The organism is Streptomyces sp. NPDC059454 (genome assembly GCF_042749965.1).
GTDB lineage: Bacteria > Actinomycetota > Actinomycetes > Streptomycetales > Streptomycetaceae > Streptomyces.
The window spans coordinates 1-12,745 of the sequence record NZ_JBHYVC010000081.1; the positions used below are offsets into that span (position 1 = coordinate 1).

Below are 12,745 nucleotides of genomic sequence, written 5' to 3' on the forward strand. Positions count from 1 at the left end.
GTGGTCACCCCCTGAGCCATGTCTTCGGGTGCGGGTGGCGCCGGAGGTGCTAGTGGCCGCCCTGCTCGTCACGGCGGCGCTGCCAGCGTTCCTCGATGCGGTCCATCACGGAGCGGCGCTGTCTGCCCTGCCGCCCCGCCTGTGGCGTACCCGTCGCGCCGGCGGCCTGCTCCCCCGGCTTGGGTGCCTTGCGCCAGCCGGTCACCGCGAGGACCGCGCAGCCCAGCATCACGAGGAATCCCACGACGCTGAGCCAGACCTGCTGGGCGACCATACCGGCCATGAGGAGCGCAATACCCACGAGGAAGCCCGCGACCGCCTGGTAGACCCGTCGCCGGGTGTACGTACGCAGCCCGCTTCCCTCGAGCGCCGTCGCGAACTTGGGATCTTCGGCGTACAGCGCTCGCTCCATTTGCTCGAGCATGCGCTGCTCGTGCTCCGAGAGCGGCACGGAGTCCTCCTCATCGTGCAGTCGCCGGGGCGACCCGGGGGGTCCCTTCAGGATAGGCAGGGAATCGCCCCCGTGAAACCCGCCCCTCTGCGCCAATTGGCCAACCGGTACCAGCCATCACGTCCCGGCCCGCTGAGGCTTCTCATTCCCCGGCGGCCGGCCCGTCATGCCGGGCGGTCTCCCCCGATCATACGGCGCCAAGCCGCCATTCGGGGGGCCTGTGGCGCACTCCATGCACGGCGGGGCCACCGGACGCGCCGCTGATCAGCGCCGCGTCCCGGCAGCCGCTCAGGCCTCCGAGGTCCCCCGCGTCTCACCGAGCACGTGAAGTTGTGTGGCCACGGAGTGGAAGGCGGCGAGCTCGGCCGCCGCGGCCTCCAGCTTCAGCAGCGCGTCCAGGGCTCCGGGCTCGGTGTCGACGAGCACGCCGGGGACGAGGTCGGCGAAGACCCGCACGCCGTGCACGGCGCCGACCCTCAGACCCGCGCCCTCCACGAGCGCGGTGAGCCGGTCGGCGGTGAAGCGGCGCGGCACGGGGTCGCCGGTTCCCCATCGGCCGTCCGGGTCGTCGAGCGCCTGCCTGGCCTCCGTGAAGTGACCGGCGAGGGCGCGGGCGAGCACGGCGCCGCCGAGGCCCGCGGCGAGCAGGCTGAGGACGCCGTCGGGGCGCAGGGCCGCCACCGCGTTGCGGACGCCTTCGGCGGGGTCGTCGACGTACTCCAGGACGCCGTGGCACAGCACGACGTCGTAGCCGCCGCGCTCGACCACGTCGAAGAGGCCCCGGGCGTCGCCCTGGACACCCCGGACCCGGTCGGCGACGTCGGCCTCGGCGGCGCGGCGCTCCAGGGCGAACAGCGCGTCGGGGCTGGGGTCGACGACGGTCACCCGGTGACCGAGCCGGGCGAGGGGCACCGCGAAGTTGCCGCTGCCGCCACCGGTGTCGAGGACGTCCAGCGCCTGCCGTCCGGTCGCCTTGACCCGGCGTTCCAGGGCGTCCTGGAGGACCTCCCAGACCACGGCGGTACGGAGGGCGGCACGGGGCCGCATCGGGTCCGACACGGTAGTTGACTCCTCGGCGCGGCACCGCCTCTTCCTCGGCGGAGCAATCGGGGTCCCTCCCCTGGCGGGCAGGGCGTCAGGCATTGCCCACCCTATGGCCTGCGCCGTGGTGACCGGCCACCTGGCTGGGGGCCTACGGGGCTGCGCGAGGTGTTTCGCCCCCGCCGCCCCTTCCCCTCCCGTCCCCGGGGGCTTCGCCCCCGGACCCCCTTCGCGCAGTTCCCCGCGCCCCTGACGGTGGCTGCTGCGGCAGGACCGGCTGGAGGACCAGCATGCGTTCGACCAGGCGGAGGAACATTGCCACGTCGCGTATCAGGTCGTCGGCGTCCCGGTCGCTCGCCGCGCCCTGGATGCCGGCCTCGGCCCGGGCGCGGCGCCGGGCCCCGGAGGCGAACAGCGCGCTCCACTCGGTGAGCTCGGGCGCGATCTCGGGGAGCACTTCCCAGGCGCTCCGTATCCGGGCCCGGGCCCGGGGCGAGGTCTCGGGCCGGCCGCGGGCGGCGAGCACGGCGGCGGCGGTGCGCAGGGCGGCGAGGTGGGCCGTCGCATAGCGCTCGTTGGGTGTCTCGAGGACGGCGGCCTCGTCGAGTCCGGCACGGGCCTGGGCGAGCAGGTCGAGGGCGGCGGGCGGGGCCGTGGCACGGCGCAGCACGGGGTGGATGTCGCTCGCCGGGCCGTTCAGTGAGGGGGCAGGGCCGGTTGCGCGGCGCCGACGGGCGGCGGCTGCGGACGAGTGGGCCATGACGAACCTCCTGTCGTCTTTGTGACGGCGCCCCTACTGAGAGGTGCCGTATGCGCACATCGTGAGGTATGGCACTGACAATCCGTTCCGACCTGGGCTTTTGCTTCGCTCGACCGTTCGCGCTAGTTTCTGCACTGACCAGTCAGTTCAAAAACAGGGGGGCTTGGTGGACGGTCCGCCCGGACTCGCCGTCACGGCCCGCGGCTTCGGCCTGAAGGGGCCACGGGGATGGGCGTTCCGCGGGGTCTCGGCCGACGCGGAGCCCGGCTCGCTGATCGCGGTGGAGGGGCCGTCCGGGTCGGGCCGCACCTGCCTGCTGCTCGCCCTCACCGGCCGGATGCGGCCCACGGAGGGCCTGGCCGCCGTCGGCGGGCTGGAACTGCCCCGGCGCATGTCCGCCGTACGCCGCCGCAGCGCGCTCGCCCACGTCACCGGGGTCACCGATCTCGACCCCGCCCTCACCGTCGGCGAGCACCTGCGGGAACAGGCCCTGCTGCGGCGCCGTTTCGGCGGCCCGCTTCCCCGCCCGCGCGCGTTGCCGCGTCCGCGTCCGCGTGGAGAACGCGCACGTGAGGAGAGAGAGCGCGTCGACGACGCGCTGGCCGTCACCGGGCTGGACCTCGCGGCCCTGCCCAAGGCCGCGCGGACCGCCGTCCGGGATCTGGAGCGGGTGGAGGCGCTGCGGCTGTCGCTCGCGCTGGCGCTGCTGGGGCGCCCCCGGCTGCTCGGTGTGGACGACACCGACCTGAAACTCCCACCCGCCGGACGGGCCGAGGTATGGGCCCTGCTGAGGTCCGTCGCCGGGACCGGAACCACCGTGCTGGCGGTGTGCAGCGAGGCACCGCGCGACGCGGTGGTCGTCCGCACGGGAAGCGACGGGCACGACGACACGAAGGAGGCGGCGGCCGATGCGCTCGCCAAAACTGGCCGCTCTTGAGCTCCGGCGCTTCGGCCGGGGCGCACTGCCGCGCGCGGCCCTGGTCGCCCTGCTGGTGCTGCCTCTGCTGTACGGCGCCCTGTACCTGTGGTCGTTCTGGGACCCGTACGGCCGCCTGGACCGGATCCCGGTGGCGCTGGTGAACGACGACAAGGGGGCGCGCGCCGACGGGAGGCGGATCACCGCGGGCGACGACATCGCCGAGGGGCTGCGCGACAGCGGTACCTTCGACTGGCGGGAGGTGAGCGCGGCCGAGGCCCGGCGGGGCGTCGAGGACGGCACGTACTACCTGTCGCTGACCCTGCCCGCCGACTTCAGCCGCCGTATCGCCTCCGGTTCGGGCGACTCCCCCGAGACCGGCGCCCTCCAGGTGCGCACGAACGACGCCAACAACTACATCGTCGGGCAGATCTCCCGGACGGTCTTCGGCGAGGTGCGCCAGGCCGCGTCCACGAAGACCTCGCGCTCCTTCCTGGACCGGATCTTCGTCTCGTTCTCGGACATCCACGGCGAGACCGTGAAGGCGGCGAAGGGGGCCGACAAGCTCGGCAACGGCATCGGGAAGGCGGAGAAGGGCTCCGAGGACCTCGCCGACGGCCTGACGGACGCCCGCAAGGGCAGCGGCAAGCTCTCCGAGGGCCTGAAGACCCTCCACAAGGGCGCCGGCGACCTGGAGGACGGCGCGAGGAAGGTCGCGGACGGCACGCGGAGCCTCGCCGACAAGGTGAACGCGGTCGACGCCGAGGCGGGCCCGTTCCTCGAGGACAACGAGAAGACCATCGGCGACACCGCGCGGTTCGTCGCCGACTCGGCCGGAAAGCTCCGCGAGGACCTCGACACCCTGGAGGAGAAGGCGCCGGCCGCCGCGAAGGACGCCCGCGCGGCGGCCGGCACCATGGACGACGTGCACCGGGCGCGCTGCGAGGACGCCGAGCTGCCCGATCCCGCCTGCCCGGACCTGAAGAGGGCCAGGGACGCGGTGGCCACGGCGGCGACCGTCGCCGGCGACGTCGGCGCCCTGGTCACCGGCCACCGCGACGACCTGAAGAAGCTCGACACCCGCCTCGCCGCCCTGGAGAAGCAGGCCCGGGCGCTCGCCGACCGCGCCCCGCACCTCTCCGAGGACCTCGACGACGCCGTCACCGAGATCAACAAGCTCGACACCGGGGCCGGCAAGGTCGCCGCCGGCACGAAGAAGCTGGCCAAGGGACTCGGCACCGCCGAGACCGGCGCCGCGGACCTGGACAGGGGCGTCGGCGCGCTGAAGACCGGCGCGGACGATCTGAACGGCGGCCTCCACGCGCTCGTCGACGGATCCGGCGAACTCGCCGGCGGCCTGCACGACGGTGCCGGGAAGATCCCCGACTACGACGAGCAGGACCGCGACCGGCGCACCGAGGTGATGGCCGATCCGGTCCGGCTCGTCTCCCGCGACCTGCACGAGGCGCCCGACTACGGCACCGGCTTCGCCCCGTACTTCATCCCGCTGTCGCTGTGGGTGGGCGCGATGGTGGCGTACATGCTGATCGCGCCGATGAACCGGCGCGCGCTCGCGGCGGGCGCCTCCGCCCGGCGGATCGCGCTGGCGGGCTGGCTGCCGGTGGCGGCGATCGGGGTGCTGCAGACGCTGGCGCTGATGTCGGTGCTGCACTGGGCGCTCGGGCTGCAGATGGCGCGGGCGGCCGGGACGGTGGGCTTCCTGTGCCTGGTGACGGCGTGTTTCGCGGCGATCGTGCAGTGGCTGAACGCGTGTTTCGGCGCGGCCGGCCGGATCCTCGTCCTCGCGCTGCTGATGCTCCAGCTGACCTCGGCGGGCGGCACGTACCCCGTGCAGACCAGCCCCGGCTTCTTCAACGCGCTGCACCCGTTCCTGCCGATGAGCCATGTCGTCGGGGCGCTGCGGCGGCTCATCACGGGCGGCGGCCTCGCACCGGTGTGGCAGGCGTGCGCCGTCCTCGCGGCCTTCACCGCGGGCGCCCTCGCGCTCACCGCGCTGTCGGCCCGCCGCCGCCAGGTGTGGACGGTGGACCGACTCCACCCGGAGCTGAGCCTGTGAACGGACGGACCGGTGGTCCTGTGACAATCAGGGCCATGGAACGCAGCAGCACCACGCCGGCTACCAGTGCCCGCCGCGAGGCCACCCGGCAGAAGCTCTACGAGGCGGCCGTCACCCTCATCGCCGAGCAAGGCTTCTCCGCCACCACCGTGGACGAGATCGCCGAGCGGGCAGGAGTCGCGAAGGGCACGGTCTACTACAACTTCGCGAGCAAGTCGGTCCTCTTCGAGGAGTTGCTGCGGCACGGCGTCGGTCTGTTGACCGCCTCGCTGCGGGAGGCGGTCGAACGGACGGCCGGGGAGGGCGGCGGCGGGGTCGACGCCCTGGACGCGATGATCCGCGCGGGGCTCGTCTTCATCGACCGCTACCCGGCCTTCACCCAGCTGTACGTGGCCGAGCTGTGGCGCACCAACCGGGCCTGGCAGTCCACGCTGATGGTGGTGCGGCAGCAGGCCGTGGCGGTGGTCGAGGGCGTGCTGCGCGAAGGCGTGGCGAACGGCGAGTTCAGCGACGAAATCGACGTCCCGCTGACGGCGGCGGCGCTGGTCGGCATGGTGCTGGTGGCCGCGCTGGACTGGAAGTCCTTCCAGCCGGAGCGTTCCCTGGACGACGTGCACTCCGCCCTGTCCCGGCTGTTGCAGGGGCGGGTCAGCGGCCGCCGCTGAATTCCGGACGGACGAAGGCGCCGGTCCGACAGTGGCCGCGTCCCCCGCGGGCCGCCGTCGGACCGGCGCCTTCCTCACTCCCCCGTACGTCCCCCGTAGAACCCCCGTGTGGTCGTCCCCCGGGTTCCCCCGTGCCTCGCTCCCGCCCGCGGTGCCGGCGGAAGGAGCGGATCGCGGGCCCGTACCGTTCCGGCGCCCCGTGTCGCCGGTTCCGGGGCCGGGCCCCTCTCCGTGGTCTCCACTCTCTCGTTCCCGCGGGCCCGCCCCCATCCGCGCGCGTACTCAACTCGGCGGCTAGGTACGGATACTCAGGGCTGCGCACGCGCGCCCACGGCCCGGTGCCGCCGGCTGGGCCCGGGGCGGGGACGCGGGGCGGAGTCCGGGGCGGGGACACGGGGGACGGACCGGGCGTCAGCCAGTGGCAGGGCCACGACCACCGGAACCCGTCTCCCCGTATCGATGTCGGTGGCGGCGGATAAAGTCCCTGACATGGCACGGATTGCGGTGATCGGCGCCGGGACGGGCGCGATGGCGGCCGCCGCCCGGCTGGCCGTCGCGGGCCACCGGGTGGCGGTGTACGAGCGGACGGAGACGTACGGCGGTGCGCTGCGCCGTCTCGAGCGGGACGGGTTCGCCTTCGACACCGGGCCCGGACTGCTCCCGCTGCCGGCGGTCTACCGCGACCTGTTCGTGAAGACCGGCAAGGAGCCGCTGGAGGCGTGTGTCGAGCTGGTCCAGGTCGACCCGTCGTCGCACCACCTGTTCGCGGACGGTACGCGCGTGTCGCTGCCGAACGCCTCCCGCGCGGGCGTCGTCTCGGCGCTGGAGGAGAGCCTCGGGGCGGATGCGGCCAGGCGCTGGGGGGACTTCCTGGTGCGGGCCCGGGAGGCCTGGGACCGGTCGCGCCGGCCTCTGCTGGAGGAGCCGCTGTGGCCCAACTGGCAGGTCCTGGCCGAACGTGAGCCGTACCCCGCGGTCCCCCACAGGAAGTTCCTGCGCACACGTACGGCGGGCACGCTCGCGGAGGTCGGTGCGTGGGAGCTGCGCGATCCCCGGCTGATCACGCTGCTGGAGGGCCATGCGCTGGCGTACGGCCTCGATCCGCGCGACACCCCGGCGAGCGCGGCGGTGCTGCCGTACATGGAGCACGCCTTCGGCATGTGGTACGTGCGCGGTGGCATGCGGGAGCTGGCGCGCGCGGTGTACGAGCGGTGCCTGGCCCGCCGGGTGGAGTTCCACTTCGGTGCGGAGGCCGTCGGGGTCCTGGAGAAGGACGGCCGGGCGGCGGGGCTGGAGCTCGCCGACGGCGCGGTGGCCGAGGCGGACTTCGTGGTCGCCGGGGTGGCTCCCGGGGTGCTGGACCGGCTGAGCAGGGGAACGCGGGTGCGCGGTGACGGCGAGGTCCCGGGCCGGCGGGGGACGGCGAGCCGGGTGACGGTGGCGCTGGCGCTGCGGGGCGGGCGCCCGGAGGGGACCCCGCACCGTACGGTCGTGCACACGGAGGACCGGGAGGCCGAGCTGGAGTCGCTGTCCGGGGCCGGGGGCCTGCCCGCGCGGCCCACGGTCACGGTGCTGCGGCCGGACGACCCGGCGCTGGTCCCGGACGCCGGCCACGAGGCGGTCACGGTCACGTCGGTGGTGCCCGCCGGGGCCGAGGGAACCTGGGACGCGTACGCCGGGAATCTGATCGCCGTCGCCGAGCGGGCGCTGCCCGGCCTGCGCGACCGGGTGCTGTGGCACGAGGTGCGCACCCCGGCCGACATCGCCGCGGAGACCGGCGCGGAGGGCGGCGCGGTGCCGGTGCCGGCACTGGCCGCGGCGGGCGGGCGGCTGCTGCACCCGGCCAACAGCACCGGGCTGACGGGGCTGTTCACGGTCGGGGGCTGGTCCCACCCCGGCGGCGGGCTCCCGCACGCCGGGATGTCGGGGGCGCTGGTGGCCGGACTGATCGTGGAGGGGCCGGAGTTCCGCGGGTCGCAGTGAGCGCGCTCAGTAACGGTACTGCTCGTCGTACCCGTTGCCGTTGCCGGGCGACTGGCCGTCGTCCTGGTACGGGTACTGCTGCTGCTCGGGCGGGAGTTCACCGCCGTACGGGGCGTCGGCGCTGCGCTGCTGCGGGACCCACAGGCCGCCGGCCGGGGTCTCGCCGCCGTAGCCCTGCTGGGCGTACGGGTCCTGGCCGTAGCCCTGCTGGGGGTACTGCTGCGGGTCGGCGTAGCCGGTGTCGTACGAGGTGTCCCCGTAGGCCGAGTTGCCGATGTACGGGTCCGAGTAGGCCGCGTACTGCTGCTGGCCCGTGGTGTCGTAGCCCTGCTGCTGGCCGTAGCCGGAGTAGTCGTGGGCGTGGTTCGGGTCGGCGCCCTGGGCGGCCGCCGCGTACTGGTCCTGGGACGGGGCCGCGTACCCGGTGTCGCCGTAGACGCCGTAGGAGCCGGTGTCGTCGGGCATGGGCTGCGGCTCGTAGACGGCGGTGGTCCCGTCGGCCGCCGGCTGGTCGGGGCGGGCGGCGGGGGTGAACACGTCGTCGCGGTCGTAGTCGTCGTCCGCGCGGTGGCCGGCCCGGTCGCGGTGGCCGTCGCCCTCGTCGCCGTAACCGGCGCCGGGCGCCTCCAGGTCGGAGGCCTCCAGGGCCGGCTCCTGGCTTCCGCGGTCGCCGCGGCGGCCCTTGGCGGCGGCCAGCATCGGCGCGTTGACCGCCCAGCCGGCCGCGAAGCCGCGACGGAACGACAGCGTCACATAGGTCTGGCCGACCGCGAAGGCCGCGGCGCCCAGTCCGATGACGACCACGGACGGGATCAGCACACCGAGCACGACCCCGAGGAAGCCCCCGAAGGCGAGCAGCCGCCAGCGCAGGCGTGCCTTGTACTGCAGCAGCACCTCGCCGAGCAACCACAGCGCGACAATGCCGAACGCGATGTAGAGGACCGTCCAGCCCATGTACGCCCCTCTCCCAGTGGTCGCTACTCAGTGTGTCGTATATCCGTGCGACCGGTCTAGGCCTGCGGTGGATGGTGCAGACCCAGGTTCTCGTAGATTTCCAGGGTCGCCGTGGAGTTGTTGAGCGTGATGAAGTGCAGTCCGGGCACTCCCTCGGCCAGCAGCCGGGCACAGAACTCCGTGGCGAACTCGATACCGATGGAGCGTACCGCCGCCGGATCGTCCTTCGCTGCGAGGATCCGCTCCCTGAGGGCCTCCGGGAACGAGGCGTTACTGAGCATTGGCAACCTCTCCAGCATCTTCACGCTGGTCACCGGCATGATCTCGGGAATCACCGGGGTCGCGCAGCCCGCCGTGTCGACTCGGTCACGCAGCCGCAGATAGGACTCGGGCCGGAAGAACATCTGGGTGATCGCGTAGTCGGCGCCGGCCCGGCACTTGTCGACGAAGCGGGCGACGTCGGTGTCCCAGTCGGCCGAGCGCGGGTGCATCTCCGGGAAGGCGGCGACGCCGACGCAGAAGTCGCCCGACTCCTTGATGAGCCGGACGAGTTCGGCGGCGTAGGTCAGCCCCTGCGGGTGGGGCACCCAGTCGCCCATCGGGTCGCCGGGCGGGTCGCCGCGCACGGCGAGCATGTTGCGGATCCCGGCGTCGGCGTACTGGCCGATGATGTTGCGCAGTTCGGCGATGGAGTGGTCGACCGCGGTGAGGTGGGCGACCGGGGTGAGGGTGGTGTCCGCGACGATCTGCTGGGTCTCCTTGACCGTGCCCGCGCGCGTGGAGCCGCCCGCGCCGTAGGTCACGGAGACGAAGTCCGGGGCGACCGCCTCGACCCTGCGCAGCGCGCTCCACAGGTTCCGCTCGCCCTTGGGGGTCTTGGGCGCCGAGAACTCGAACGAGAACGTCGTCTTGCCGGCGGCGAGCATGTCACGCACGGTGCGTGCGCGGTCAGTCCTGGTGGATGCGGTTCCGAGGGCCATACCGGCAGGTTAGCCAGAGGGCGGCGGCCCCCCAACCGGATGCGGAACATTTATCCGAAATGCCGACTTGTTGTCCACCCCTTGGACAAACCTGAGACGCGCGGGGGTCATCCGGCGTCCGCGGGCGCCGCCTGCCGCAGCCGCTTCGCGAACTCGGCCGCCGCCGCGCCCGGGTCGTCCGCCTCGGTGACGGCCCGTACGACGACGACCCGGCGGGCGCCGGCGTCCAGCACCTCGTCGAGGTTGCCGAGGTCGATGCCACCGATGGCGAACCAGGGGCGCTCGGTGCCCAGGGCGGCGGTGTACCGGACCAGGCCGAGGCCGGGGGCGTGACGCCCGGGCTTGGTGGGGGTGGGCCAGCAGGGGCCGGTGCAGAAGTAGTCCACGCCGGGCTGGACGGCCGCCGCGGCGGCCTCGGACTCGGCGTGGGTGGAGCGGCCGATCAGGACGCCGTCGCCGAGGATCGCGCGGGCGGCGGGAACGGGCAGGTCGCCCTGGCCCAGGTGGAGCACGTCGGCGCCGGCGGCGTGGGCGACGTCCGCGCGGTCGTTGACCGCGAGCAGCTTGCCGTGCCGGGCGCAGGCGTCGGCGAGGACCGCCAGGTGCTCCAGCTCCTCGCCGGCCTCCATGCCCTTGTCCCGCAGCTGCACGATGTCGACCCCGCCGGCCAGGACCGCGTCCAGGAACTCCGCGAGATCACCCTGCCGCCTGCGGGCGTCGGTGCACAGATAGACCCGGGCTTCGGCGAGCCGGGCGCGAGCGGTGGCGGTCATCAAGTCTCCCCGTGGACACCCCCGCCTTCGGGCGGGGGAGGAAGCGGACTCCTGCGGACCAGGGCAGGGAGCGGTCCTTCGCCCCGGGGCGAAGGACCGTCCCGCCGCGCAGCAGGAACATGGGTGGATCGAGTAGTGGGTTCGGCTCCGCCCGGCCGGCGGAGATCAAGCCGTCCGGGTCTGCCGCCGGGCCGGCGGAATGTCAGGTCTGTGAGCCGGCGCGGGAGCGATGACCGGTACACCGGCCCCCGCCGTTCGTCCGGGTCGGCTGCTGCCGATGAGGCGGAAGGCTCAACCCGCGCAACCCGCGAGGGCTGAATCTCCCTGCTCCGGCTTGGAGAGATGTCGAACGAGGGCCCCCGGCGGGCACCACCGGCCGGGGCTCGCCGCCCCGGCCGGTGGTGTTCGGGTGGGTGGACGACCGGGTCCGGGTCAGACCGCGAGCGCCTGGGCCCGGCGCTTCACCTCCGTGCCGCGGTTCTCGCTGAGTGCCTGCGCGGGCGTGCCCGGCAGGCTGGGGTCGGCGGTGAAGAGCCATTCCAGCATCTCTTCGTCCGTGAAGCCGTCGTCCCGCAGGAGCGTCAGGGTCCCGGTCAGGCCCTTGACCACCTTGTCCCCGTCGATGAAGGCGGCGGGCACGTGCAGCGCGCGGTTCTCACCTCGGCGTACGGCGATGAGCTGGCCCTCCTTGACCAGCTGCCGGACGCGCGTCACCTCGACGCCGAACATCTCGGCGATGTCGGGAAGCGTGAGCCAGGCGGGGACGAGAGCATCGATCTTTGCGTCAATCTCGGTCACGGGACAAGCCTGCCACCTGCCACCGACAGCCGGAAGTCAGCCCCGCCCACCTGGGCGGACGCGCCGGGCCGGGGGCGTCACGCCGTCGCCGACTTCAGGGGCCGCGCCGGATCCGCCAGCAGCTCCGCGTCCATCGCCGTGCCCGCCTCGATCAGCCTGCGCCCCTGCGCCAGGTCCCGGGGCCGCCCCACCGCGAGCAGCGCGACCGGGCGGGACTCCCGCAGCCAGCAGACGCTCCACGCCGCCTCGGCGGGGTCCCCGCGCCACACCATCCGGTCGGCGCCCGTGTGATGCCCGGCGTACTGCACGAAGCGCCCGAACTGCTCGGACCAGAAGTACGGCACCGGGTCGTAGACCGCCGGCTCCCGGCCGGCGGGCGCGCCGAGGATGTTCACGGCGACCGTGCGCGGCCCCTGGAGGGCGTTGTCCCAGTGGTGGACCAGCAGACGTTCGCCGTAGCGCCCGGACGGGAAGGACGCGCAGTCGCCGACCGCGTACACGTCCGGCAGGGAGGTGGCCAGATGGCGGTCGGCGACGACCTCCCCGTGCGCCCCGAGCCCGATCCCGGAACCCGCCAGCCAGGCGGTGGCGGGCCGGGCCCCGATGCCGACGACCACGGCGCCCGCGGGCAGCCGCGTGCCGTCGTCCAGGAACACGGCGCCGGGTTCGACGCGCTCCACGCGCGCGTGCGTGCGCAGCGTGACGCCGGCCTCGGCGTACCAGGCGGCCATCGGGGCGGCCACCTCGGCGGGCAGCGCCCCGACGAGCGGCCGCTCCTCGGCCTCCACGACGGTGACCGCGCAGCCCGCCTCGCGGGCCGCCGTGGCGAACTCCGCACCGATCCAGCCGGCGCCGGCCACCACGATGTCGTGCTGCCGCGCGAGCACCGGCCGCAGCCGCGCGGCGTCGTCCAGGGTGCGCAGCAGATGCACACCGGGCACGCCCTCCGCGCCCGGCAGCCGGACCGGTTCCGCACCGGTGGCGACCACCAGGACGTCGTACGGGACGGGCCCGGCCTCCGTGTCCAGCTCGTGGTCGCCGGGGCGCAGGCCCAGCACCTCGCAGCCGAGCCGCAGTTCGATGCCGGCGTCCTCGAAGTCGACGTCGAAGGCGGAGTCCTCGGCCTTGCCGAGCAGCACGGCCTTGGACAACGGTGGCCTGTCGTACGGCTGGTGGGGTTCCGCGCCGATCAGGGTCACGGTGCCGGTGAAGCCCTGCTCCCGCAGGGCGAGGGCGGTCTGCACGCCGGCCATGCCCGCGCCCGCCACCACCACCCGCCGCGGCTTCGGCTGTCCCGGTTCCTGCGTCTGCTCGCTCACCCGATCACCTTAGACACCCGGCACGGCG

12 protein-coding genes are annotated in these 12,745 nt (G+C 73.9%); 4 read left to right on the plus strand and 8 right to left on the minus strand.

The features are described 5' to 3' along the window. Positions 1–49 precede the first annotated feature (49 nt). From ACFXAE_RS33030 to ACFXAE_RS33040, 3 genes are all read right to left on the minus strand, one after another. Entirely contained in the window at positions 50–451 is a 402-nt protein-coding gene (locus ACFXAE_RS33030; RefSeq protein ID WP_361743885.1) for a DUF3040 domain-containing protein, read from the minus strand. A gap of 288 nt (positions 452–739) precedes the next feature. Further along, complete coding sequence (locus tag ACFXAE_RS33035) at positions 740–1,510, minus strand: class I SAM-dependent methyltransferase (RefSeq protein ID WP_384722337.1); 771 nt, start codon at positions 1,508–1,510, stop codon at positions 740–742. 133 nt (positions 1,511–1,643) lie between these two features. Next, entirely contained in the window at positions 1,644–2,252 is a 609-nt protein-coding gene (locus ACFXAE_RS33040) for an SAV_6107 family HEPN domain-containing protein (protein ID WP_384722340.1), read from the minus strand. A 166-nt stretch (positions 2,253–2,418) separates the two neighbouring features. Between ACFXAE_RS33040 and ACFXAE_RS33045 the strand changes: the two genes are divergently transcribed. The 4 genes from ACFXAE_RS33045 (at position 2,419) to ACFXAE_RS33060 (ending at position 7,893) form a co-directional block, all read left to right on the plus strand. Continuing rightward, positions 2,419–3,189 (plus strand): ATP-binding cassette domain-containing protein, encoded by a 771-nt coding sequence (locus ACFXAE_RS33045; protein WP_384722343.1) that lies wholly within the window; start codon positions 2,419–2,421, stop codon positions 3,187–3,189. Further along, on the plus strand, positions 3,161–5,245 hold the full coding sequence (locus ACFXAE_RS33050; protein WP_384722346.1) for a YhgE/Pip family protein: 2,085 nt from the start codon (positions 3,161–3,163) through the stop codon (positions 5,243–5,245). Before ACFXAE_RS33045 ends, ACFXAE_RS33050 begins: the two co-directional genes overlap by 29 nt. A gap of 35 nt (positions 5,246–5,280) precedes the next feature. Then, entirely contained in the window at positions 5,281–5,910 is a 630-nt protein-coding gene (locus tag ACFXAE_RS33055) for a TetR/AcrR family transcriptional regulator (protein ID WP_384722349.1), read from the plus strand. 489 nt (positions 5,911–6,399) lie between these two features. Further along, positions 6,400–7,893: a phytoene desaturase family protein gene (locus ACFXAE_RS33060; protein WP_384722351.1), complete on the plus strand. Its 1,494-nt coding sequence runs from the start codon at positions 6,400–6,402 to the stop codon at positions 7,891–7,893. Positions 7,894–7,899: 6 nt separating this feature from the next. Here ACFXAE_RS33060 and ACFXAE_RS33065 read toward each other — a convergent pair whose 3' ends face one another. The 5 genes from ACFXAE_RS33065 to ACFXAE_RS33085 form a co-directional block, all read right to left on the minus strand. Next, positions 7,900–8,847 carry a hypothetical protein gene (locus ACFXAE_RS33065; protein WP_384722354.1) on the minus strand — a complete coding sequence of 316 codons (948 nt, stop codon included), beginning with the start codon at positions 8,845–8,847 and terminating at the stop codon, positions 7,900–7,902. Positions 8,848–8,903: 56 nt separating this feature from the next. Beyond that, positions 8,904–9,827: a methylenetetrahydrofolate reductase [NAD(P)H] gene (gene metF, locus ACFXAE_RS33070; protein WP_384722357.1), complete on the minus strand. Its 924-nt coding sequence runs from the start codon at positions 9,825–9,827 to the stop codon at positions 8,904–8,906. A gap of 107 nt (positions 9,828–9,934) precedes the next feature. Next, the gene (gene thiE / locus ACFXAE_RS33075) at positions 9,935–10,600 is read right to left on the minus strand and encodes a thiamine phosphate synthase (protein WP_384722360.1); all 666 of its coding nucleotides are present in this window, start codon (positions 10,598–10,600) and stop codon (positions 9,935–9,937) included. A 432-nt stretch (positions 10,601–11,032) separates the two neighbouring features. Then, positions 11,033–11,398, minus strand: coding sequence for an Rv2175c family DNA-binding protein (locus ACFXAE_RS33080; protein ID WP_384722363.1), 366 nt, complete (start codon positions 11,396–11,398; stop codon positions 11,033–11,035). Between the two features lie 77 nt (positions 11,399–11,475). Continuing rightward, positions 11,476–12,717 (minus strand): NAD(P)/FAD-dependent oxidoreductase, encoded by a 1,242-nt coding sequence (locus tag ACFXAE_RS33085; protein ID WP_384722366.1) that lies wholly within the window; start codon positions 12,715–12,717, stop codon positions 11,476–11,478. Between the last annotated feature and the right edge of the window lie 28 nt (positions 12,718–12,745).